We start from the raw sequence: 22,886 nt of genomic DNA, 5'->3' as shown, positions 1-22,886 counted from the left end.
CACGGTTTCGGACCAGCATATCGACCGACGGTGATGGAGGATGGGTAGATGAACACGCACGCGGGGTTACAGGCCGAGATCGCGGTGATCGGCGGCAGTGGCTTCTACTCGTTCTTCGCCGACGACGCCGAAGAGATCGAGCTGGACACGCCCTACGGATCACCGAGCGCACCGATCACCGTCGGCGAGGTGGAAGGACGACGAGTTGCCTTTCTTCCTCGACACGGCCGCGCTCACGAATACTCGCCGCACACCCTGCCGTATCGGGCCAACATGTGGGCGCTACGCATGCTCGGTGTCAGTCGCGTGTTCGCCCCGTGCGCCGTGGGATCGTTGGTGGCCGAATACGGTCCGGGAACCGTCGTGATTCCGGATCAACTCGTCGATCGGACGTCCGGCCGCACCCAGACCTACTTCGACAACGGCGGCATCCACGTCGAATTCGCCGATCCCTACTGCGGGGAGCTGCGCAGCGCGGCCGTCCAGGGGTCCGCGGTCGACGGCGGTGTCATGGTGGTCGTCGAGGGTCCCCGGTTCTCCACTCGCGCCGAGAGCCAATGGTTCGCGCGCCAAGGTTGGACACTGGTGAACATGACCGGTCATCCTGAAGCCGTCCTGGCCCGCGAACTCGAACTCTGTTACGCGCCGATAGCGTTGGTGACCGACCTCGACGCCGGGATCGAATCCGGTCAGGGAGTCAAAGCAGTGGACGTGTTCGCCGAATTCCAGAAGAACATCGAACCGCTCAAGGCGCTCGTCCGATCCGCAGTGCGCGACGCGCCGACGGGCGAGTGCCCCCACTGCCGGGTGCACGCCGGAGTCACACTGCCGGTCGAGCTGCCATGACTCGCGTACTGCTCACCGGCGCAGCCGGATTCATCGGGGGCCACATTCTCGACGCAGCGCGCGACACCGATCTCGAGATGGTCGCCGTCGACGCCATGTTGGGTTCGGCCCACGGACCCGGCGCGACAGCCGAGGGCATCACCGATCTGGATGTGCGAGACAAGGATTCACTCGTCGAAGCGCTACGCGGTGTGGATGTCGTGTGCCATCAGGCTGCTGTCGTCGGCGCAGGCGTCGACGCCGCGGACGCGCCGGCATACGCCAGTCACAACGACTTCGGAACCGCAGTCCTGCTCGCGGCGATGTACGAGGCAGGGTGTTCCCGCCTGGTACTGGCATCGTCGATGGTGGTCTACGGCGAAGGGCGCTACCTCAATTCCTCCGGCGAGACCGTCGTCCCGCGACCGCGTACCCGAGCCGATCTGGACGCCGGGCTGTTCGACAACCGAGACCCAGCGTCCGGCGAGCCACTCGATTGGCTACTGGTCGAGGAAGATTCACCGCTGCAACCGCGCAGCACCTACGCAGCGAGCAAACTGGCGCAGGAGAACTACGCCTCCGCGTGGGCACTGTCGACCGGTGGTTCCGTCGTCGCGCTGCGCTACCACAACGTGTACGGCCCGCACATGCCGCGCAACACCCCGTATTCCGGTGTGGCGGCAATGTTCCGGTCCTCGCTCGAACTCGGGAAGCCGCCCACGGTCTACGAGGACGGCAAGCAGGCCCGCGATTTCGTCCACGTGCACGACGTGGCAGCAGCGAACATCGCGTCCATCTCCGCCGAACTGGACGGCTTCACCGCGCTCAACGTGTGCTCGGGTCATCCGATCACCATCGGAGAGGTGGCGTCCGTTCTCGCCGACGCGAGGGGTGGGCCAGCTCCCGAAATCACCGGCCAGTACCGAGCCGGGGACGTACGGCACATCGTCGCCAGTCCACAGCGGGCAGAAGAGGTTCTGGGATTTCGCGCGCAGATCCTGCCGCAGGACGGTCTCACCGCGTTCGCCGACGCACCGTTGCGCGACGCCGAGGGAACGGGCCCACCCCGTGTCTGAGCCCGGATCTGTCACCGTCGTCATTCCCTGCATGAACGAAGCCGAATCGCTTCCGGCCGTGCTGGATTCGATCCCGCCGGGATATCGAACGATCGTCGTGGACAACAACTCGACCGACGCCACCGCCGCGGTGGCAGCCGCCCACGGCGCTGCAGTGGTAGCGGAAGCCGTCCCCGGATACGGAGCCGCCGTGCACGCGGGCGTCCTCGCCGCCGACACCGATATTGTCTGCGTGCTCGACGGAGACGGCTCGATGGACCCGCGCGACCTACCCACCCTGGTTGCTGCACTGGACAGCGCAGACCTGGCCGTCGGCCGTCGCCGGCCCGCCAAGGGAAGTTCCCCGCTGCACGCAAAAATCGGCAATGCCGTTCTGTCTCTTCGGCTTCGGACCAAGTACAAGTTGCCCGTACACGACCTCGGTGCCATCCGAGCGGTCCGCCGGCAAGCACTACTCGACCTCGATGTCACCGACCGACGCTCCGGCTACCCGCTGCAGCTGCTCGTGCTCGCGGCCGAGGCCGGCTGGACCGTCGTCGAACACGACGTGGACTACCGACCACGAACCGCAGGCACGTCCAAGGTCTCGGGCTCGGTCCGCGGCACCATCGTGGCCGTGCGCGACTTCTGGAAGGTGCTCTCGTGACCGTCACCGCCCTCGTCGTGGCCAAAGCGCCCGTTCCAGGACTTGCCAAGACCCGTCTCGCCGCCACGATCGGCGACGCGGCCGCCGCCGAGGTGGCAGCCGCCGCACTGCTGGACACCCTCGACGCCGTCGCGGCAGCGAACGTCGACCACCGCGTCGTGGCCCTCACCGGCCATCTTCACGACGCGGCCCGCGCCGAGGAACTCACCCGAGCCCTCGCGTCGTTCACCGTGATCCCGCAGCGCGGCGACGGACTGGGCGAACGGCTGGCGAATGCGCACGCCGATGCCGCGCCCGCGGGTGCGGTACTTCAGATCGGAATGGACACCCCTCAGGTCACTGGGCGACTGCTCAGCGACGCAGCCGCGCTGCTGGCCGACACCGATCTACTCGGTACCGCCGAGGACGGCGGTTGGTGGATCCTGGGTCTACGGAATCCTGCTCAGGCCCAAGCATTGCTGGACGTACCGATGTCTGCACCGTCGACGGGCGACGACACCCGGGTGGCACTGACCGCTGCGGGTGCCGAGGTGACCATGGTGTCGCAATTGCGAGATGTGGATTTCGAGTCCGATCTCGATGTGGTGTCGAATATGTGCACACCGAGCAGTCGCTTTCGCCGAGTCGTCGAACAATTACGCAACACTCATTGATTTCTGTTCTCGAAAAGGCCGCGAAACGATCCATCGGGTCTCTACATCTGTTGGGGAACAAGAAGCTTCACTTTGTCGCATTTGCCGGACCGCACGCGATGTATATCGAACAGCAACACTTCATAACCACCGTTTCACGGCGATTTCTCAGACATCAGTGCTACAAAGTGTCCATGACCGGGTTGCTGATAGGCGTAGTCGTCTGGATGGTGTGCGCTGCAATAGTCGCCACCGTCCTCGGCCGCGTCGCGCACCGAGGAGATTCCGAGGAACTCGGATCCACCATCGAGTGGAATATCGACGGTCTCGATCGCGAAGTTCAACACGAGAACTGACGGTCTCAGTCGACTCGATCGACCAATTCGATCAGGATTGCCGACGCTGCGGCCAACGTTTCCCGCTGCCGAGCCGACAACTCGTCCAGCTGTTCGGCAAGAGCGATTTCGCGAGACGCCACTTCGTCGCGAGCAGTCGCGACGCCCGCCTCGGTCAACTGCAGCACCACCTGCCGGCCGTCGGTCGGGTGCGGCTCACGGACAATCAGGCCGGCCTCGACCAACTGATGCGACGACCGCGACACCGACGGCGGCTTGATTCGTTCCCGAGAAGCCAGTTCACCGGTCGTCATCGGGCCCTCACGAAGCAACGTCGTCAGAATCGACAACTGAGCCACCGGCAACCGGTCGCTCGAATGCCGCAGACGCAGTCTCCGATTCAGCCGCATCGCACTGACGGACAGATCCCGCGCCAGCTGGGAATCGGGTAGATCACTCACGTGTCCAGATTACGACACCGAGGGGCATTCGCCCGATTCGCGAAACAGGCTACGAGTTGATTGAACTTGCCCATAACAAACCGCTGCCATGGTTCCGAGGTGTTATCGGGGAAACACCATGAAACGGGGCAGTTTTGACACGCGTGGGATCCAGACTCTTGACAGTCGCAGCACTGACGGTGACGGCATCGATGCTGGTCACAGGCCCAACGGCCCTAGCCGACCCCAACGCAATCAACCCAATCGCCGGTCTGAACGGAACATTCGGATTACCGCAACTGCACGGCCGCGCACAGGCCGTCGCCCAGGTGACCGGAATGTCGAGCCCGTACATGACCCAGAACGTCAACATGATCGGCACCGACCTCGGCATCATGTGGGACAACGGCCGAGGCGAGGTCCTGACCGCCTTCGGCGACACCGCAGGCGTCGGCGTCCCCAACCTCCTGCAAGGCGGCCTCTGGTCCTGGCGCAGCAACGCCATCGTCCGCAGCAACGACCGAAACCTCGCCGACGGCATGAACTTCGACAGTGTCGTCAAGGACGCCGTCGGACAAACCAAAGAAGTCGTCCCCAGCCCCAAGATCCCCTTCGTCGAAATCAGCCGAATCCCCACCGCCGGAGTCGCCGTGGGCGACACCCAGTACCTCAACCTCATGTCGGTCAAGAACTGGGGGCCCGCAGGTACCTGGGACACCAACTTCTCCGGCCTCGCCGCCTCGACCGACAACGGAGAAAACTGGGCCGCACTACCCGAGACCCACAGGCCGAGCGCCGGCGGAGATCGAAACTTCCAGCAAAGCGCCTACCTGAAGGACAACGGATACGTCTACCAGTACGGCACACCGCCGGGTCGCTCCACACTCGGCCACGTCGCTCGCGTCAGAGATGCGGACATCACGAGGCTCGGCGAATACGAATATTGGACGGGTAAGGATTGGAAGAAGGGCGATCCCGCAGCGGCCGCCCCCATCGTCGACGGCGTCGGCGACTGTCGGTTGCATACAACGCCGCGGTGGGCCAGTACCTGATGATGACCACCGACAACGCCAATTCCATTGTGCTGCGGCGTTCTTCATCGCCCGTCGGACCGTGGAGCCCGCCCGAGGTACTGGTCGACACTCGCGAGATCAGCTCGATCTACGCCCCGTACATCCACCCGTTCTCGACGGGCCGCGACCTCTACTTCTTGGCGACGGTGTTCCAGAACTACAACGTGCTGTTGCTGCGGGCCACGCTGTAGCAGTTCCCATTAGGCTTCCGGCGTGGACGCTGCCGAATGGGATCGCAAGTACGAACGCCGAGAACTCGTCTACGGCGAGGCTCCGAATGCCACCTTGGTCGAAGTCGCGACGACAATCCCGCGCGGTCGAGCCCTCGATTTGGCAGCCGGCCAAGGCCGCAACGCCATCTGGCTCGCGACGCGCGGCTGGATCGTGGACGCCGTCGACTTCTCGTCGGTGGCATTGACGCGGGCCAGTCGAGTGGCCGAGTCGGCCCCGCGGTCGGTGCGCGAGCGCCTGACCTGGATACACGCCGATGTGACGAAGCTGGCAACCGAGCCCAACTATGACCTGGTGCTCATGTTCTACCTCCATTTGCCTCCGGACGAGCGACGCCGAGCCGTATCGGCTGCGGTGTCGGCGTTGAAACCTGATGGAATCCTCATGATTCTCGGCCATCACTCGTCGAACATCACCGATGGCGTCGGCGGTCCACAGGAGCCCGAGATCCTGTACACACCAGAGGATTTGGTGACAGACATCGGGGACCGACTCACCGTCACCACGGCCGAGAACCGGTATCGAGACGTGACCGGCGGCACAGCGATCGACGCTCTATTACTGGCGAGTAGGTCCGCCCTTGGCAGCGGAACCGATCGGGGGTAATATCCGTTAAGTTACCGACGAGTAGCTAACTTGGGCGGTACTCACGAGACCGCACCACCGACTGGAGAGCGAACGAGCAATGGGCCATTACAAGAGCAACCTCCGGGACCTCGAATTCAATCTCTTCGAGCTGTTCGGACTCGACGAGACCCTCGAGGGCGACAACTTCGGCGACATGGACGGTGAAGTAGCCCGTGACATGCTGCGCGAGGTAGTACGCCTGGCCGAGGGCCCCCTGGCGGAATCCTTCGCGGACGCCGACCGCAACCCCCCGGTCTTCGATCCCGAGACCCACAGCCTGAAGCTGCCCGAATCCTTCAAGAAGTCCTACAAGGCCCTCGCCGACGGTGAGTGGTGGCGCGTCGGCCTCGACGAAGAGGTCGGCGGCATGGCAGCGCCTCGCAACCTCCTGTGGGGCATCAACGAGATGCTCCTCGGCTCGCAGCCCGCCGCCTTCATGTACTCCGCAGGCCCCGGCTTCGCAAACATCTTGTACCACAACGGAACCGAAGAGCAGAAGGAATGGGCCAAGGTCGCCGTCGAGCGCCAGTGGGGTGCCACCATGGTCCTCACCGAGCCCGACGCCGGATCCGACGTCGGCGCAGGACGCACCAAGGCGATCAAGCAGGACGACGGCTCCTGGCACATCGAGGGCGTCAAGCGCTTCATCACCTCGGCCGTCTCCGACGACCTCTTCGAGAACATCTTCCACCTCGTGCTCGCGCGCCCCGAAGGTGCCGGACCGGGAACCAAGGGCCTGAGCCTGTTCTTCGTTCCGTCCATCCTCTTCGACTTCGAGAAGGGTGAACTGGGAGAGCGCAACGGTGCCTTCGTCACCGGCGTCGAGCACAAGATGGGCCTCAAGGCCTCCGCCACCTGTGAGCTCACCTTCGGTGGCCACGGCGTCCCCGCCAAGGGCTGGCTCGTCGGCGAGGTCCACAAGGGCATCGCGCAGATGTTCGACGTCATCGAGCACGCTCGAATGATGGTGGGCACCAAGGCAATCGGCACCCTCTCCACCGGCTACCTCAACGCACTCGAGTACGCCAAGGAACGCGTCCAGGGCGCAGACCTGACGCAGATGACCGACAAGACCGCACCGCGCGTCACCATCACGCACCACCCCGACGTGCGCCGCAGCCTCATGATGCAGAAGGCGTACTCCGAGGGCCTGCGCGCGGTGTACCTCTACACCGCCGCACACCAGGACCCGATCACCGCCAAGCAGGTCTCGGACGCCGACGAAGACATCGCCTACCGCGTCAACGATCTGCTGCTGCCCATCGTCAAGGGCGTCGGCTCGGAGATCGCCTACCAGGTGCTCGCCGAATCGCTGCAGACCTTCGGTGGCTCCGGCTTCCTGCAGGACTACCCCGTCGAGCAGTACATCCGCGACGCCAAGATCGACTCGCTGTACGAGGGCACCACCGCCATCCAGGCGCAGGACTTCTTCTTCCGCAAGATCGCCCGCGACCGCGGCGTAGCCCTGGCTCACGTTGCCGGACAGATCAAGTCGTTCATCGACAGCGAAGCAGGCAACGGACGCCTCAAGGCCGAGCGCGCACTGCTCGCCACCGCCCTCGAGGACGTCCAGGCCATCGTCACCTCGATGACCCAGCACCTCATGGGCGCACAGGACCAGCCCACCGAGCTGTACAAGGTCGGCCTGGCATCGGTGCGTTTCCTCATGGGCTTCGGCGACCTGCTCATCGGCTGGCTGCTGCTGCGTCAGTCCGAAATCGCCATCGCTGCACTGGACAACGGCGCAGAGGGCAAGGACAAGGCGTTCTACGAGGGCAAAATCGCAGTGGCCTCGTTCTTCGCCAAGAACATCCTGCCGCAGCTCACCGCCACGCGCGCCATCCTCACCAACATCGACAACGACATCATGGAACTGGACGAAGCAGCATTCTGATTCCCTGAAACCTCGACGGCCGCACCTGTTCAATGGTGCGGCCGTTGTTGTTCGTGCGCCGTCGGTCTCGCCTCGGTTGACGGCCTGCGTAGCGGCGCAAACGCGCGCGCGTTTGTCAGATGCGCGCGGATTCTGCCGAATAGTTAGGCGATTTCGCGCGCGTTCGGCAAATGCGTGCGCGTTTGCGACCTAGCCGGGGCCGATGGACTTCACGCGTCACAGTCACCGAACCCGACCCACGTAGACGCTCCCCCGTAGACGCTTCCCCCTAGCCCTGGCGACGCTTCCCCCAGCCCTGGCGACGCTTCCCCCGGCCCCGGCGCAAACGCGCGCGCGTTTGTCAGATGCGCGCGAATTCTGCCGAATACTTAGGCGATTTCGCGCGCGTTCGGCAAATGCGCGCGCGTTTGCTCGCCACTCGATGTAATTCGCACGCTCCCTCGCGGTGGCGGCAAGGCAGCGGCCCGTTCTACAGCTCGGGCAACGCGCGCCACCAACTCTGCTGGATTCGCCAGGTCCGCCCAGGTCCAGCGCACCACCGGATATCCGAGATCGCGCACCGCGTCCTCCCGTACCTTCTCCCTGAACACCACGTCGCCGGGGTTCTCATCCTGTCGCAAGTACTTGGTGTACTTGGCTTTACCGTCGAACTCGCATACGACGAGGCCATTGACCATCCAATCGATCCGTGCAACCGATCGCCCACTTGGATCCAGGATCTCCACCTGAGACTCGACGTCGAATCCAGCCTCGCGCAGTATGATTCGACTCTGCGATTCCCCCGGGTTCTCGCTGCGCCCGTCCATGAGGTTCACGGCTCGTCGCGCCTGCGCCACACCTTTCCAGCCCCGAGCCCGCTGCAACTCCGCGTCGAGCTCACTCTCGTCACAGCACTTCAAAGCCACGTCACCTGCGATTACCGCAGACAGCAGGGTCTCGGTTCGAGCAAGGTCGACCACTGTCCGAGCCAGCGAGGTCACCGAAACTCCGTCGACCGTCACGCTCGATAAGGACGGTGCACAGTGCACGGTCACAGCCGTATTCGCACGACCGCCGCCGCGGCGGTGTCGGGTGATGTGAACCTTGTCCAATCCGCCAGTGGGTAAAGGTAATCCGTGCAGTATTGCAGCCGAACGGTGACTGACGACGTAACCACCGGACAAGATCGGCAAAACCGCATCGATCAACAGTCTGTGCCGCTCCTGTTCTGTCAGCCCGGCCAATCTCGACGACGGAACGTAGACGCCATTCACAAAACGCTCCCAGCCACCCCGCTCATACATTGCGCGCAACTCGTGATCGGCGCTCCCGTCTGCCAGCGCCTCGGAGCGTCGAATCATTCGGTCGTCCTTCATGCTCCGAGTCTCGGCCATGCGTCGACGGAGTCGAGCTCGAAAGCTGACGACTGTGCACAACTCCGGGCTTGTGGATGAATACAGGTACCGGCGTACCAGTTCGCCTAGCTGTCAGTCCCGCAAACGCGCGCGCATTTGTCAGATGCGCGCAGAATTGTCGACTATTCGGCCACTTTTTCGCGCGCGTTCAGCACGTGCGCGCGCGTTTGCGAAGCAGACGGAGCCGAAACAGGTGGACGAGCAAACGAGGCCGCACCGAGCGAAGCGCAGCTGCACCACCAGGAGAACCGGCTCGGCAAAGCGTCGCCGGCCGACTTCACGAGACCGATCCGACAAACGCGCGCGCATTTGTCAGATGCGCGCAGAATTGCCCGTGATTGGGCTACTATTTCGCGCGCGTTCAGCAAGTGCGCGCGCGTTTGCGAAAACCGGAGGGCGAACCGAACAGGCCGAAGGTGGGCGGACAGGGCCGAACCGGTGGGCGGGCCGAACAGGCCGAAGGTGGGCGGACAGGGCCGAACCCGTGGGCGGGCCGAACAGGCTGAAGGGGGCCGAACCAAGTCGAACAGCGGTTACTGCTGAAGTTTGCGGAACTTGCTGCCGTGGAAGACGATTGGATTGACTTCACTCTGCACTTCGAGGGAATGGATGCGTAGCAACACTATTGCGTGATCGCCCGCTGGGATTTGTTGCTCGACGGTGGTGTCGAGCCAGGCGGTGGCACCGACGATGAAGGCCGCGCCTCCGTCGGTGACGGTGAGGTCGAGACCGGCGAAGCGGTCACCGGTCTTCGCGGCCAAAGTGCGGACGGCATCGTTGTGTGCTTCCCCGAGCACGCTGACGCCGATGTTCGGCGCAACTTCCAGCTTCGGCCACGTGGTCGACGTGTTCTGGATGCACACCGCTACCAACGGCGGATCGATCGACACCGACACGAAGCTACTGGCCGCCAAGCCCACCAGGACACCGTCGATTTTCGCAGCGATCGCCACGACGCCACTGGGGAACTGCGCGTACGCCTCACGAAGTGTCTGTTGATCGAGGACGGTGCGTGTGAGCGTCATGGAGGATGCTCCCTTTCGATCGTGCGGTGCCGAGCGCACCTCTACTGTTGCAACCTCGTCGCGGCGGCATTCGTTCCGGGCATACGTCTACATCCAGCAAACACCCGATCGAGCGTCGACGCCACAGTCCGAATCCGCGTGATTCGAAGTGACACGTCGAGCACAGGGCATCACTCGTCGTCGTTCGGGCGCGGGGGGTCGTCGGGTTCGGGGGCCGGAGCCGGACGATCGGGCTGGACGCATTTGACGATCGGGATGGGGTCGTATTTCACGGTTCTGGTGTTGCGCGAGATCTCCCTGCCCGACGCGGCGTCGCTGATCACCCGGGTGTCACTGGCGGTGAATCCCGGTCCCCCGCCGGACGCGACGCAGCCGGCACCGGCCGGCAATGTCACGGTGTTAGGCGAGGTGGGCCGCGTCCGGGGCCCGGTGATCGATTCGACGTCGACGGTTTTGGTGCCCCACAGCCGGACGGTGACGCTGGACGAATCCGCGAACGACTCGATCACCACGCCGGTGTCGTTGGGGTTGGTGAACTTCAGGTCGATGGCACCTTCGAAAACCGTCGCTTCCCGGGCCTCGGGGTATCGACTGATGTAGTAGCTGTGCTCGGTGTGATCGGTGTCTTCCATGCCCGCGAAGTACGACGCGTTGTACAGCGTCGTCGCGAACTGACTGATGCCGCCGCCGACGGCACGATCGGGTCGACCGTTGTCGATGATTCCCGATTCGACGAAGCCCTGAGCGGTCCCGCGCGGACCGGTGTACCCGTTGAGCGAGAACGTCTCCTTCGGCTTGACCAGCGCGCCGTTGACGATCTGCGCGGTGAGCCCGATGTTCACGCCCGACGCGTACTCGAAACCTCCGGTCGTGTACTCCGCGACCACCTCTCGCACGCCGAGATTCTCAGCCGCTTCGGTGGTGAGGGCAGGCGGCGCCGGTTCGTAGACGGCCTCGGTCGAGCGCGGACCGTCCGCAGCCAGCAGGGCGGGAAGCTGCTCGAGGGTCTTGTTCCACTCGACCAGCTCACCCATCACCCCGGGAACAACAGTGGGAGCTCCGCCGGAGAACGTGAACGACGCATCCTTGGGCGGAACTTCGGTGCGGACCAGTTGCGGAGCAAGAATGCCGGTGGCGATACCGGTGTCGTAGATCGGCGTGAGACCGCCCTGCCCGTCCGGGTCGAAGCGCAACACCTCACCCACACGGTCCACCGGCAACGTCGCATCGACGTTCTGTCGGCCTTCGATGACCACCGGCTCCGACACTGCGGGGACCGCGACGTTCGACAGAGCCTGATCGACCGCATCCTGCGTCACGGTGACAGGCGTGGATTCGTAAACGACCTCGGTCGCACCCGTCGACCACTCGGTCTGCAGATTTCGACGCGTCCCGTCGGCGTCCAGAACTCGCCCGGCCAGCGGTTCGACGGCTACCGGGGTGGCACCTTCGAAGACGACGTCGCCTTCGACGGGCGCACGGTCCGTCTCCGCTCGCAGGCCGTCGATGGCGACCGAGAGTGCCTGCTCGTCGGTGGTCGAGACGACGCCGATCTCCCGGCTTCCGAACAGCGACGTCAGACGCGTGATCGGGTTGATGGGCTGCGTCCCCGCGCGATCGAGCGTCGCGTTCCAATCGACTCCCAGCCCGGCCGCGGCAGGCAACACCTCGACCTGCCGGTCGTCGATGCCCACCTGAATCGGCTCCTCCGCCCGAGGTCCCAATTCGGCACGCAGTACGGCCTCGGCGTCGGAATGACTCTTGCCGCCTACCTCGATACCGGCAACGGTCACACCGCGCGGAACCCGATCGCTGGAAGCAATCCAGTCCGCCGCGTACAGCAACCCGAGGACGGCAACCACCGCGCCGGTACCGATGGCAATCTTCTTCCACGGCGGCGTGGACCCGGATCCGTCGTGCTCCGCCGAACCGTTCTCAGGGGGAGTAGAGGGAGGTTCGGCCGGTGGCTGAGGTTGCCCGGCGTCAGAAGCGGACGGCAGAACAACGGGCTGCGCCACCGTCGGCGATTCGTCCGCCACCGGTGCGGGCTGCGCGTCCGCGCCGGGTGCAGCAGACTCGCCTTTTTCGAACTGGTCGACGTCCGGATCACCGGCGGTATCGAGGTCGGCAACCGGCTCTGATTGCTGCTCGACCTCGGCGGTGCCATCGGCTTCGGTTCCCTGGGCCAGCGTCGGCTCCGCATCGTTCGCGTCGGCTTCGTTCGCGTCAGATTCCGTGGCGTCCTGGCCCTCGGAGACCGGCTGCTCTGCGTGCTTCGGCGCCTCGGCGTCGTCGCGGATGGCCCCGAACACCTCGGTCGGCGTGTCGTACGGCGGTACGTCGGGGCGGGGCTCGGCACCCTTCGGCGCGTCACTCGACCTACTGTTGCCCTCGCTCACATTCGACCCTTCCAGGACCGTCGATTCATATTCCGGCCTGCTGCGCGGCGTACCCCGCGGACGAGCTTACGCAAACCGCACAGCACCGCTCGTTCTGAGACCCTCGCACGCGCCGCACGCAAAAGGCCCCGCACTGCTGCCGGGTCGGGGGTCAGGCAGCAGTACGGAGCCACACGGAATATATGCAGACTTCAACCACTCGTTACAGCGAGTTCGGAATTGCCATCGTCATTTCATTCGATTGAATGAACCGTGGGTCGTCGAACCGTCGTCCTGCTCCACGGCCCGCGCCCAATGTCCCGTCCTGACCAGCGCAAGAGTGAGCAGAAGCCGGTCGCGTGCATCGGTCAAGTCACGCCCGGTCAACTCCTCGATTCGACGCACCCTGTAGATGACGGTGTTGCGATGGCAGTAGAGCGCCTTCGCAGCGTTGGTGGGCGAACCGTCCGAAGCGAGCATGTGCGCCAACGTGTCGAGCAACGTTTCTCGGTGCGGCTCCGGATGCGTGAACAGAGCGCCGAGCGCATGGCGAACCAACAGTTCCGACGACTGATCGTCGGCGGCCATGATCACCCTCGGCAGTCGGTCCGTCGCCAACGCGACGCCACTGTCTTCGGTGATGGTCTCTGCCGTCAGTGCCGCCAGGCGATATGCCGCCGCGAACGACGCCACGCCCTCGGGCGAATGCGCGACACCCACGGGGCCGACCGCCCGCGCGGCTAGGGCGTCGATGACCGATCTCCACGATCCGGTCCCGAGTGCCACGAGCGCGAATTGGTGCCCGTCGCGAGTGTTCCAGTGAGACACTGCGCCGATCTGGTCCATCGCGTCCTCGGGCGCGGGGAGCGGAGGCGACCCCTGATCGTCGAGCGGGCCGACCACGCAGGCGATCTGCTGTGAGGCCGAAAGGCCGAGGGTCGCGCGGGCCTCGATCACGAAAGCCGGATCACCGCCTCGGCCCGACCGGAGACCGTCCAAGATCACCAGCACATTGGCGAGATCACGCTGCTGCATACGCGCGCTCTCCTGGCGGTACGCCTCGACGAGAGTTTCGTACTGACTGTCCAGCGCTCTCCACAGCTGCTGGCCGGCGACGAGCAGGAGATGCTCGTCGATCACGGATCTGCATTGTTCACGCTCGAGCATCAACTCTTCCCACAGCGTCCGACTCCCGAGCGTGTACGCCTTCAGCACCAACTCCATCGGAATGCCTTGGCGCGCACGCTCTCTCCCGGTGCGACGCCATACCTCTCGGGCGTTGTCGCCCGCGGCCGCAAGACCGGACAGCGTGCGTAGGCCCTGGCTGATATGCGCGCGAGTACTGCGACGAATTTCGCCGGCGATGTCAGGAGTGGTGCTTGCCAGGTACGCGGGTTCCTGCTCTATCAGCGCCAGCGTGATCGAGTCGGCAATCGCGTCCGCCCGCGGCAACAGCGCGGCCCACGCACCGCGAATCTTCTCCTGGTCGGAGGGCTTCACAGCGCCGCGCGCAGCGGATCGCGACGTCGCGCGACGCACCCCGGGAGAAGCCATCCGCCCATTTTTGCGCACAGAGCCCACATCACAGGGTGATTTGACCGTTACTGGTGCCCAGACACCCAAACATTCTGTGCGGAGCGCCCATACCGCGCGTTGTGCTGGACGCCCCATAGTGGACCCAACAGATTGTGAGGTGCATCACTTGAACTCTCTCGACACGATGGATCCGGTCCTCACCATGACGGACGTCGACGTGTCCTTCGGCGGCATCGTCGCGCTCTCCGGAGTGACCATCGAGGTGCGACCCGGCGAAGTCCTCGGCGTCATCGGACCCAATGGGGCAGGCAAAACCACACTGTTCAACGTTGCGTGCGGTCTCGTTCGACCTCAATCGGGAACCCTGGGCCGACACGGCGAAACCTTGAGCCGCCTGCGCCCACACGACCTGCCCCGGCTCGGCATGAGCCGAACGCTGCAGGGACTGGGCCTGTTCGATCGAATGACCGTGCTGGACAACGTCATGGTCGGGGCCGACCGAACGGCACGCACCGGAATCCTCAGCGGCCTCCTGGGCCTTCCCTCGAGCGCGGCCGACGACGCGGCGGTCCGCTCGACCGCGATGAACACCCTGGAACGACTGCGCATCGACGGCTACGCGCACCGGCTGCCACCGAGCCTGCCCTACGCGGTGCGCAAGCGCGTGGCCCTCGCGCGCGCGCTGGTGAGCGAACCGTCGTTGATCCTGCTCGACGAACCAGCCTCGGGCCTGTCCAACGACGAAATGAGCGAACTCGGTGACGAGATCCGCTCTCTCACATCAGCAAACAAGGATTCCCAGCCGGACCGACCGGCAACATCGGTCATGCTCGTCGAACACCACATGGACCTCGTCATGACCGTGTGCGACCGGATCTACGTCCTCGACTTCGGCAAGGTCATCGCCCAAGGCACACCGGATCGGATTCGGGAGGATCCGGCCGTACTGGCCGCATATCTCGGAAACGAGGTGGCACATGACAACTGACGCGACACACCTGAAAATCACCGACCTCACCGTGCACTACGGGCCGGTCACCGCCCTCGATTCGGTGTCGATGACCGTCACCGCGGGCACGATCACCGCCGTACTCGGAGCGAACGGTGCCGGAAAGACCACGCTGCTGCGCACTGTCTCCGGACTCCTGAAACCGACGTCGGGACGTATCGAGCTCGCCGGCGTCGACATCGTCGGCATACCTCCGGATCGCATGTCCCGCAAAGGGCTTGCACACGTGCCCGAAGGCCGGGGCGTGATAGCCGAATTGACCGTCGACGAGAACCTTCGCCTCGGTGCGTTGGGACGCAACAGAAGTCACGACGCCGTGACCCTCGATCGGATCTACGACATGTTCCCGCCGCTGACCGGACGCCGAACCTCGTCGGCGCACACGCTGTCGGGCGGAGAACGGCAGATGCTGGTGATCGGTCGAGCACTGATGGCAACGCCGTCGGTTCTTCTCCTCGACGAACCGTCGCTCGGGTTGGCACCGAAAGTCGCCGCTCAGATCTTCGAAACGCTGCGCGCACTCGTCGATTCTGAATCGATGACGGTCGTGCTCGTCGAACAGAACGCACGAAGTGCACTGTCCATCGCCGAACACGCCGTCGTCCTCGATCTGGGCAAGGTCGCGGTGGAAGGCCCGGCCGACACCTTGGCCGGGGACGACGCCCTCCGACACGCCTATCTCGGGTTCTAGAGCAAGCCGAAAGGACGCCAGCCACAGTGCAACAACTGCTCACCATCCTCATCAACGGCGTGACGACAGGCATGGTCTATGCCGCGTTCGCCCTCGCTCTCGTCCTCATCTGGCGATCGACCCGCATCGTCAACTTCGCCCAGGCACCGATGGCCATGATCACCACGTACGTCGCATTGGTCGTCATCGACGCCGGTTACTCGTACTGGTTGGGCTTCGGAGTCGCGCTGCTCAGCGGACTGCTGTTGGGAGCGTTGATCGAACGACTCGTCATTCGGTTCGTCGACAGCTCCTCGCACATCAACCCGGTGATTCTGACGCTCGGGTTGTTCATCATCATCCACGCGGTTGCGGCCATCATCTTCGGGAACCAATTTCGTTCGTTCCCAGCACCGTTCGGTCTCACCGGCCAGAAGGTCGGGGAGATCAACGTGGCCCTGACCGGATACGACGTGTTCAAGATCGTCGCCGTTCTCGTGGTCCTGGGCTTGCTGATTCTGCTGTTCCGGTTCACCGATCTGGGACTGAAGATGCGCGCCAGCGCATTCGAGCAGGAGGTGGCCAAGCTGCTCGGAGTCCGGGTGAGTCGAATGCTCACGCTCGGTTGGGCTTTGGCCGCAGTCGTCGGATCGCTGGCCGGGCTGCTCATTGCCGGTGGCTCGCTGGTGCACCCCGGGTACATGGACTCGATCGTCGTCTTCGGTTTCGTCGCAGCCGTTCTCGGCGGTCTCGACAGCCCGGCAGGCGCAGTGGTCGGAGGCCTGCTGATGGGAGTCGGGCTCAGTTTCGTCAGCGGCTACCTCGGCCAGGACCTCGTGTCGAGCGCGGCGTTGATCATTCTGATCGTCGTTCTCCTCGTCCGCCCGAGCGGGTTGTTCGCCAGCGCAGCAGCCAGGAGGGTATGACGTGAACGCAACTCTCACTCGAATCACGGCCACCCCGGTACGACGCCACTTCCTCTGCGCTGTCATCGGACTCGTCGTCATCGTGTTGGCGCTCGAATCACTGAGCACCTTCCGTCAGAGTCAGCTGACCTCGGTCGCGTACCTGGCGATCGCAGCCGGCGGATTGACCGTGCTGACCGGTCTGAGCGGGCAGCTCTCACTCGGGCACGGTGCGTTCATGGCCGTCGGTGCGTACACCGCGGCATTGATGCTGCGGGCCAACGATTCCGGATGGTCGGTGCCCCTCGTACTGCTGGCCGCCACCGTGATCTCTGCCCTGGTGGGCGTGGTCGTGGGAGTGGCCGCCGCCCGACTGCACGGCCCGTACCTGGCCGGCGCGACGCTGGCGCTGGCCGTCGCCGTACCGGGACTGGCCCTGTACTTCTCGGACTACCTCGGCGGTGAACAGGGTCTCGTCGTCCCGGCTCCGAAAGTGCCGGACCTGATCGACGACATGATGTTCTTCGTCACCGGAAACGAGCTCAGCGGAACCAAATTCGTCGCCTACGTCAGCTGGGTGCTGCTCGTCGTCGTGTTCTTCCTGCTGGCGAACGTCTCGTCGAGCCGGATCGGCCGTCGCTGGCGGGCCGTTCGGGACGACGAAGTAGCCGCCGAGCTGTCCGGGATCGACCTCGGGCGGGCACGCATCCTGGCGTTCGTCGTCAGCGCCGCATGTGCGGGTGCCGGAGGTGCCGTCCTCGCGATGTCGGCGCGGATCGCGGCCCCGAGCGGGTTCACGCTGACGCTCTCCCTGACATTGCTCTCCGCCGTCGTCATCGGCGGGCTCGGCACTCTGTCCGGGGCACTGATCGGGGCGCTGCTGCTCACCTACATCCCACCGGTGGTCACCAACCTCGGACTCGATCTGGGGCTGAGCAGTCTGCAATCCGCCGAACTCGCACCACTGGTGACCGGCATCTTCACCGTCCTGGTCATCCTGTTCGCCCCACTGGGTCTGGTGGGCACGTTTCGAAGGTTGCGTTCAACCAGAAAAGAGATGAAATGAAGAAGTTCGGATCGGTGGCGGTCAGAACGACCGCACTCGTCGCCGTCGTCTCGTTGGCCGCAGCGTGCGGTGCAGGCGGTAGAGACGAGGCAACAGAATCCTCGGAAGGCTCGACGATCGGCATCACCGACACCTCGGTGAAGATCGGAGCCCACTTCCCCCTGACCGGGGTCGCCGCACCCGGGTACAGCGAAATACCCACGGGCGCACAGGCTTACTTCGACTACGTCAATGCCGCGGGCGGCGTCAACGGCAGGCAGATCGAGTACGTCGTTCGTGACGACTCCTACGATCCGACGACCACCACCCAGGTCGTCAACGAACTCGTCCTCCAGGACGAAGTGTTCGCCGTCGTCGGTGGACTCGGCACGGCGACGCACAGCGCAGTCATCGACTTCCTGAACGAGGAGGGTGTGCCGGATCTTTTCGTCTCCTCCGGCGCGATCATGTGGGGCAACGACCCGGAGAAGTACCCGAATACCTTCGGCTGGCAGCCCGACTACCAGGTCGAGGGCAAGATCATCGGCGACTGGGTGACGAAGAACCGGCCCGACGCCAAGGTCGGGCTGTTCCTCCAGGACGACGATCTCGGCAGGGACAGCGAAGCCGCGGTACGCCAATACCTGGACGACCAGATCGTCGAGGTCGTGCGCTATACCTCCGGTAACACCGATGTCGCACCACAGATCGCCGCCCTGCAGGGTGCCGGAGCCGACCTCGTGCTCGGCTTCAACGTCCCGTCGTACACCGCACTGAGCCAACTGACCGCGATGCGGCTCAACTACGATCCCGAGTGGTTCTACAGTTCGATCGGCTCCGACGTCGACCTGGTCGGCTCTCTGCTCGGACGCTTCTCCCAGGGCGCGGTCACCAACGGTGCTCAGTCCCTCGAAGGCATGATTTCGCTCGAATACATCCCCGGCGTCGACTCCCCCGAGAATCCGTGGACGCAACTGTGGCAGAAGGTCTGGGCTCAGAACGGAACAGGCGACCCACTGACCAACTACCGCATCTACGGACTCAGCCAGGCGTACGCGTTCGTGCAGGCTCTTCAGGCGGCCGGCGAGAATCCCACCCGTGAGGGCATCGTCTCCGCGATCCAGGACGGCGGAATGGACTTCCAGGGCCCGCAGCTGGCACCGTTCCGATACTCCGAAGAAAGTCACCTCGGAATCTCCGGAGCCAGTGTCTTCCAGATCCGCGGAGGTGTACCCGAGTACCTGACTCCCGTGTTGCAGACCGACATCGGAGACTCGGCAGTGGAGGAATACACCGGGGACGAATCGACTCCGCCGGAGAGCGGCATACCCGGCTGATCGGACACGAAAAGGCACGCAGAGCGAGCTCTGCGTGCCTTTTCGACGTTGTGATCAGCAGATCCGAAAACCCCTCGTTTGCCGGATCCGCCGACCCTGTGACCCCCAGATCGTGTCCCCGTATCGGGGAGCAGCCGAAGCTGCGGTGATCAGCGCTCGATGATGGCGGTGACGCCCTGGCCACCGGCCGCGCAGATCGAGATCAGGCCGCGGCCCGAACCCTTTTCGGCCAGCATCTTCGCCAGCGATGCGACGATGCGTCCACCGGTTGCGGCGAACGGGTGGCCCGCGGCGAGCGAGGATCCGTTGACGTTGAGCTTGCTGCGGTCGATGGAACCGAGCGCACCGTCGAGTCCCAGACGCTCCTTGCAGTACGCGTCGCTCTCGAACGCCTGCAGCGTCGCGAGCACCACCGAAGCGAACGCCTCGTGGATCTCGTAGTAGTCGAAGTCCTGCAGCGTCAGACCGTTGCGGGCGAGCAGACGCGGAATCGCGTATGTCGGGGCCATCAACAGGCCGTCCTTGAACGATCCGTTGCCGTGGATGTAATCGACCGCTGCAGTCTCGGAATCGACGAGGTGCGCCAGCACCGGCAGGTTGCGCTCGGCAGCCCATTCGTCGCTCGACAGCAGCGCAGCCGACGCACCGTCGGTGAGCGGAGTCGAGTTGCCGGCCGTCATGGTGGCGTCGCCCAGCTTGGTTCCGAAGACCGGCTTGAGGGTGGCCAGCTTCTCGACGGTCGAGCCCGGACGCAGGTTGTCGTCGCGCGTGAGGCCGAGGAACGGCGTCACCAGGTCGTCGAAGAATCCACGGTCGTATGCGGCCGCCATGTTGTGGTGGCTCGCTGCGGCCAGTTCGTCCTGGTCCTCGCGGCGGATACCGAATTCCTTCGCGGTGATGGCGGCGTGATCACCCATCGACAGGCCGGTACGCGGCTCACCGTTGCGGGGGATCTCGATGCCGAGCATGCCGGGACGGACGTTGCCGAGCAGCTTGAGGCGCGCGGTGGTGCTCTTCGCCCGGTTCAGCGAGAGCAGGAACTCGCGCAGTTCGTCGTTGACGCCGATCGGAGCGTCGGACGTCGTGTCCACGCCGCCGCCGATACCGGCGTCGATCCGGCCCGAGGCGATGGCGTCGCCGACGGCGATGATCGACTGCAGACCGGTACCGCAGGCCTGCTGGATGTCGAAGGCCGGGGTGTACGGGCTCAGCGCGCTGCCGAGCACGACCTCACGGGTGAGGTTGAAGTCCCGGGAGTGCTTGAGCACGGCACCGGCTGCGACGAGGCCGAGACGCTCGCCCTGCAGACCGAAACGGGCGACGAGACCGTCGATTGTGGCGGTGAGCATGTCCTGGTTGGACGCCAGCGCGTACTTCTTGTCCGAACGCGCGAACGGAATGCGGTTGCCACCGACGATTGCGACCGGTCGTAGCTGCTTGCTTGTCACTGACGTCTCCAAACATCGTCCCCAGCATGTGGGGAATGGCCCTGGTGGAGTTTCATCTTACTGGCGAGTAAGTTGGTTGTCGACACCCGGTCGTGCGCCTCGCCCTCAGAGCGAGCAGCGCTGAATGAAAGGTACGACAGTGGCAGCCTCCAAGGGAGCCCCAGATCTCTACTCAACGTTCCTCGCGTCCGCGCCGGGAGCCTTCATCGCCAAGCAGGCCGGCCTGCCGCAGCCCGAGAAGCTGCGCCGCTACAAGGCAGGCGAGCCGCCACTGGCCGGACCGGTCCTGATCGGTGGCAGCGGCCGCCTCGTCGAGCCCCTGCGCGAGCTGCTCTCGGACTACCCGCAGTCGCAGCCCCACGACGACAAGCACGGCGGATTGGTGTTCGACGCCACCGGCATCGGTAACGTCGCCGAGCTCGAGCAGCTCTTCGAGTTCTTCCAGCCGGTCATCCGCAACCTGGCACCCTCGGCTCGCGTCGTCGTCATCGGCACCACCCCCGAAGAAACGTCGAGCGTCGACGAGCACATCGCCCAGCGCGCCCTCGAAGGCTTCACCCGCAGCGTCGGCAAAGAGGTCAAGCGCGGCGCGACGGCTCAGCTCGTCTACATCTCCCCCAACGCGTCGACCGGACTCTCCGGCCTCGAATCCACCCTGCGCTTCCTGCTGTCGGCCAAGTCCGCCTTCGTCGACGGCCAGGTCATCGTCGTCGGCGACGCCGACTCGCAGGCACCGGCCTCGTGGGACAAGCCGCTCGCCGGCAAGGTCGCCGTCGTCACCGGAGCGGCCCGCGGCATCGGAGCCACCATCGCCGAGGTTCTCGCCCGTGACGGAGCCACCGTCATCGCCGCGGACATTCCCGCAGCGGGAGAAGCACTCTCGCAGACGGCCAACAAGGTCGGCGGCACCTCGCTGGCCCTCGACGTCACCTCGCCCGACGCCGGCCAGGTCCTCTCGAAGCACCTGCTCGAGCGCCACGGCGGTGCCGACATCATCGTGCACAACGCCGGCATCACCCGCGACAAGACCCTCGCGAACATGGACGACGCCCGCTGGAACTCCGTCATCGGCGTCAATCTTGCTGCGCCGCAGCGCATCACCGACGAGCTGGTGGCCTCGGGCGCGCTCAAGGACGGCGGACGCGTCGTCGACGTCTCCTCCATCGCCGGTATCGCGGGCAACCGCGGCCAGACCAATTACGGCACCTCCAAGGCCGGCGTCATCGGCCTGGTGCATGCATCCGCACCGGTGCTCGCGAAGAAGAACATCACCATCAACGCGGTTGCTCCCGGCTTCATCGAAACCGCGATGACGGCGGCCATCCCGTTCGCCACCCGCGAGGCCGGACGGCGCATGAGCTCGCTGCTGCAGGGCGGCGAGACCGTCGACGTCGCGGAGTTGGTCTCCTACTTCGCTTCTCCCGCATCCAACGCCGTCACCGGGCAGGTCGTGCGCGTGTGCGGCCAGAGCCTCCTCGGCGCATGAGCACCGTCACGCTCACCGAGCAGCCGAAGACATCGCAGATCTACACCTCGGCTGCACTGGGCGCCTTGCCCTTCCTCGGATCCAAGTCGAAGACGGTGCCCAGCACCGTGTTCGAGCTCAAGGGCCTGCGAGTGGACCAGGACAACCTGGCCGGCTACTGCCGCGCGACGGGGCTACGATTCGGCGATCAGCTCCCGATCACCTACCCGTTCACGCTCGTGTTCCCGACAGTCATGAAACTGATGGTGTCCAAGGGCTTTCCGTTCGCCGCCATCGGTTCGGTGCACGCCGAGAACGTCATCGAGCAGTTCCGCGGCATCTCGGCATCGGAGCCGCTGGACATCCGAGTGCACGCGGAGAATCTGCGCGAGCACCGCAAGGGCTTGCTGGTCGACCTGATCAGCGAGGTCAAGGTGGGACGCGAACTGGTCTGGAAGCAGACCTCGAGCTTCCTGAGCCTGCAGAAGACCTCGCTCTCGGGTGGACCCCGTGAAACACCGCCTGCAGACGAGGTACCGCCGCCCCCGACCCGCACCCTGCGCGTCGATCAGCGGATCATCAGCCGGTACGCGGCCATCTCCGGAGACCGCAACCCGATCCACGTATCCTCGCTCGGTGCAAAGGCTTTCGGCTTCCCTAAGACCATCGCACACGGAATGTGGAGTGCTGCAGCGGTACTGCAGACGGTCGAAGGCCGCATCCCGGAGGCCGTGAAGTACAGCATCCGATTCGGCAAGCCGATCATCCTGCCCGCGACGATCAATGCCTACGCCGATGCCGTCGGTACCGGCTGGGACCTGTCACTGAAGAACCCGAAGAAGGGCTACCCGCATCTGACGGGCACCCTGCGCTGAGTTAGCTCGAACTCGAAGTT

The 22,886-nt window shown here is 64.8% G+C and carries 20 protein-coding genes and 1 pseudogene; 15 read left to right on the top strand and 6 right to left on the bottom strand.

Annotation, left to right across the window (positions count from 1 at the left end; all coding sequences use genetic code 11):
* Nucleotides 1–48: 48 nt before the first annotated feature.
* The 5 genes from CH266_RS23855 (at nucleotide 49) to CH266_RS25585 (ending at nucleotide 3,535) form a co-directional block, all read left to right on the top strand.
* Nucleotides 49–846 carry an S-methyl-5'-thioadenosine phosphorylase gene (locus CH266_RS23855; protein WP_094622571.1) on the top strand — a complete coding sequence of 266 codons (798 nt, stop codon included), beginning with the start codon at nucleotides 49–51 and terminating at the stop codon, nucleotides 844–846.
* The gene (locus tag CH266_RS23850; protein ID WP_032390238.1) at nucleotides 843–1,901 is read left to right on the top strand and encodes an NAD-dependent epimerase/dehydratase family protein; all 1,059 of its coding nucleotides are present in this window, start codon (nucleotides 843–845) and stop codon (nucleotides 1,899–1,901) included. The genes CH266_RS23855 and CH266_RS23850 overlap by 4 nt, the downstream gene beginning before the upstream one ends.
* A complete protein-coding gene (locus CH266_RS23845) occupies nucleotides 1,894–2,547 on the top strand; it encodes a glycosyltransferase family 2 protein (protein WP_094716288.1) in 654 nt (217 codons plus the stop codon). Before CH266_RS23850 ends, CH266_RS23845 begins: the two co-directional genes overlap by 8 nt.
* Nucleotides 2,544–3,200, top strand: coding sequence for a TIGR04282 family arsenosugar biosynthesis glycosyltransferase (locus CH266_RS23840; protein WP_057474394.1), 657 nt, complete (start codon nucleotides 2,544–2,546; stop codon nucleotides 3,198–3,200). The genes CH266_RS23845 and CH266_RS23840 overlap by 4 nt, the downstream gene beginning before the upstream one ends.
* Before the next feature lie 173 nt (nucleotides 3,201–3,373).
* Entirely contained in the window at nucleotides 3,374–3,535 is a 162-nt protein-coding gene (locus CH266_RS25585; RefSeq protein WP_167328661.1) for a hypothetical protein, read from the top strand.
* Between the two features lie 5 nt (nucleotides 3,536–3,540).
* On the opposite strand, the gene CH266_RS23830 is transcribed toward CH266_RS25585, so the two are convergent.
* The gene (locus CH266_RS23830; protein ID WP_032367083.1) at nucleotides 3,541–3,975 is read right to left on the bottom strand and encodes a MarR family winged helix-turn-helix transcriptional regulator; all 435 of its coding nucleotides are present in this window, start codon (nucleotides 3,973–3,975) and stop codon (nucleotides 3,541–3,543) included.
* Nucleotides 3,976–4,166: 191 nt separating this feature from the next.
* Between CH266_RS23830 and CH266_RS23825 the strand changes: the two are divergent.
* From CH266_RS23825 to CH266_RS23815, 3 genes and pseudogenes are all read left to right on the top strand, one after another.
* Nucleotides 4,167–5,218 (top strand): annotated as a pseudogene (locus CH266_RS23825) (DUF4185 domain-containing protein).
* 22 nt (nucleotides 5,219–5,240) lie between these two features.
* On the top strand, nucleotides 5,241–5,864 hold the full coding sequence (locus CH266_RS23820) for a class I SAM-dependent methyltransferase (RefSeq protein WP_094643580.1): 624 nt from the start codon (nucleotides 5,241–5,243) through the stop codon (nucleotides 5,862–5,864).
* 79 nt (nucleotides 5,865–5,943) lie between these two features.
* Complete coding sequence (locus tag CH266_RS23815; protein ID WP_094716286.1) at nucleotides 5,944–7,779, top strand: acyl-CoA dehydrogenase; 1,836 nt, start codon at nucleotides 5,944–5,946, stop codon at nucleotides 7,777–7,779.
* 368 nt (nucleotides 7,780–8,147) lie between these two features.
* Here the strand turns inward: CH266_RS23815 and CH266_RS25230 are convergent, their stop codons facing one another.
* The 4 genes from CH266_RS25230 to CH266_RS23795 form a co-directional block, all read right to left on the bottom strand.
* Complete coding sequence (locus CH266_RS25230; RefSeq protein ID WP_141214569.1) at nucleotides 8,148–8,594, bottom strand: hypothetical protein; 447 nt, start codon at nucleotides 8,592–8,594, stop codon at nucleotides 8,148–8,150.
* A 1,112-nt stretch (nucleotides 8,595–9,706) separates the two neighbouring features.
* Nucleotides 9,707–10,198, bottom strand: coding sequence for a flavin reductase family protein (locus CH266_RS23805; protein WP_027495391.1), 492 nt, complete (start codon nucleotides 10,196–10,198; stop codon nucleotides 9,707–9,709).
* A 170-nt stretch (nucleotides 10,199–10,368) separates the two neighbouring features.
* The gene (locus CH266_RS23800; RefSeq protein ID WP_176457189.1) at nucleotides 10,369–12,597 is read right to left on the bottom strand and encodes a VanW family protein; all 2,229 of its coding nucleotides are present in this window, start codon (nucleotides 12,595–12,597) and stop codon (nucleotides 10,369–10,371) included.
* A 228-nt stretch (nucleotides 12,598–12,825) separates the two neighbouring features.
* Entirely contained in the window at nucleotides 12,826–14,130 is a 1,305-nt protein-coding gene (locus tag CH266_RS23795; protein WP_052053499.1) for a PucR family transcriptional regulator, read from the bottom strand.
* Nucleotides 14,131–14,314: 184 nt separating this feature from the next.
* On the opposite strand from CH266_RS23795, the gene CH266_RS23790 reads away from it, so the two are divergent.
* The 5 genes from CH266_RS23790 to CH266_RS23770 are packed head-to-tail and all read left to right on the top strand — an operon-like array spanning nucleotide 14,315 to nucleotide 19,078.
* The gene (locus CH266_RS23790; RefSeq protein ID WP_052073988.1) at nucleotides 14,315–15,100 is read left to right on the top strand and encodes an ABC transporter ATP-binding protein; all 786 of its coding nucleotides are present in this window, start codon (nucleotides 14,315–14,317) and stop codon (nucleotides 15,098–15,100) included.
* Complete coding sequence (locus CH266_RS23785) at nucleotides 15,090–15,812, top strand: ABC transporter ATP-binding protein (RefSeq protein ID WP_027495389.1); 723 nt, start codon at nucleotides 15,090–15,092, stop codon at nucleotides 15,810–15,812. Before CH266_RS23790 ends, CH266_RS23785 begins: the two co-directional genes overlap by 11 nt.
* Before the next feature lie 26 nt (nucleotides 15,813–15,838).
* Nucleotides 15,839–16,717: a branched-chain amino acid ABC transporter permease gene (locus CH266_RS23780; protein ID WP_032374817.1), complete on the top strand. Its 879-nt coding sequence runs from the start codon at nucleotides 15,839–15,841 to the stop codon at nucleotides 16,715–16,717.
* A gap of 1 nt (nucleotide 16,718) precedes the next feature.
* Nucleotides 16,719–17,762: a branched-chain amino acid ABC transporter permease gene (locus CH266_RS23775; RefSeq protein WP_032369486.1), complete on the top strand. Its 1,044-nt coding sequence runs from the start codon at nucleotides 16,719–16,721 to the stop codon at nucleotides 17,760–17,762.
* Entirely contained in the window at nucleotides 17,759–19,078 is a 1,320-nt protein-coding gene (locus CH266_RS23770; RefSeq protein WP_094716284.1) for an ABC transporter substrate-binding protein, read from the top strand. Before CH266_RS23775 ends, CH266_RS23770 begins: the two co-directional genes overlap by 4 nt.
* 149 nt (nucleotides 19,079–19,227) lie before the next feature.
* Here the strand turns inward: CH266_RS23770 and CH266_RS23765 are convergent, their stop codons facing one another.
* Nucleotides 19,228–20,526: an acetyl-CoA C-acetyltransferase gene (locus tag CH266_RS23765; RefSeq protein ID WP_032374814.1), complete on the bottom strand. Its 1,299-nt coding sequence runs from the start codon at nucleotides 20,524–20,526 to the stop codon at nucleotides 19,228–19,230.
* A gap of 139 nt (nucleotides 20,527–20,665) precedes the next feature.
* Between CH266_RS23765 and CH266_RS23760 the strand changes: the two genes are divergently transcribed.
* Nucleotides 20,666–22,012, top strand: coding sequence for a 3-oxoacyl-ACP reductase (locus tag CH266_RS23760; RefSeq protein WP_094716283.1), 1,347 nt, complete (start codon nucleotides 20,666–20,668; stop codon nucleotides 22,010–22,012).
* Nucleotides 22,009–22,866: a MaoC/PaaZ C-terminal domain-containing protein gene (locus tag CH266_RS23755; RefSeq protein WP_032369490.1), complete on the top strand. Its 858-nt coding sequence runs from the start codon at nucleotides 22,009–22,011 to the stop codon at nucleotides 22,864–22,866. Before CH266_RS23760 ends, CH266_RS23755 begins: the two co-directional genes overlap by 4 nt.
* Nucleotides 22,867–22,886: the final 20 nt, after the last annotated feature.

The sequence above is a fragment of the Rhodococcus sp. 06-1474-1B genome (genome assembly GCF_002258885.1).
GTDB lineage: Bacteria > Actinomycetota > Actinomycetes > Mycobacteriales > Mycobacteriaceae > Rhodococcoides > Rhodococcoides fascians.
The sequence above is the reverse complement of the archived record's forward strand: the minus strand, read 5'-3'. Positions and strand labels throughout refer to the sequence as shown.

What these genes read in the sequence shown, in the direction of transcription:
- CH266_RS23855 (WP_094622571.1), top strand. Translation starts at nt 49, where the DNA reads ATGAACACGCACGCGGGGTTACAGGCCGAGATCGCGGTGATCGGCGGC.
- CH266_RS23850 (WP_032390238.1), top strand. Translation starts at nt 843, where the DNA reads ATGACTCGCGTACTGCTCACCGGCGCAGCCGGATTCATCGGGGGCCAC.
- CH266_RS25585 (WP_167328661.1), top strand. Translation starts at nt 3,374, where the DNA reads ATGACCGGGTTGCTGATAGGCGTAGTCGTCTGGATGGTGTGCGCTGCA.
- CH266_RS23815 (WP_094716286.1), top strand. Translation starts at nt 5,944, where the DNA reads ATGGGCCATTACAAGAGCAACCTCCGGGACCTCGAATTCAATCTCTTC.
- CH266_RS23805 (WP_027495391.1), bottom strand. Translation starts at nt 10,198, where the DNA reads ATGACGCTCACACGCACCGTCCTCGATCAACAGACACTTCGTGAGGCG.
- CH266_RS23795 (WP_052053499.1), bottom strand. Translation starts at nt 14,130, where the DNA reads ATGGCTTCTCCCGGGGTGCGTCGCGCGACGTCGCGATCCGCTGCGCGC.
- CH266_RS23790 (WP_052073988.1), top strand. Translation starts at nt 14,315, where the DNA reads ATGACGGACGTCGACGTGTCCTTCGGCGGCATCGTCGCGCTCTCCGGA.
- CH266_RS23785 (WP_027495389.1), top strand. Translation starts at nt 15,090, where the DNA reads ATGACAACTGACGCGACACACCTGAAAATCACCGACCTCACCGTGCAC.
- CH266_RS23770 (WP_094716284.1), top strand. Translation starts at nt 17,759, where the DNA reads ATGAAGAAGTTCGGATCGGTGGCGGTCAGAACGACCGCACTCGTCGCC.
- CH266_RS23755 (WP_032369490.1), top strand. Translation starts at nt 22,009, where the DNA reads ATGAGCACCGTCACGCTCACCGAGCAGCCGAAGACATCGCAGATCTAC.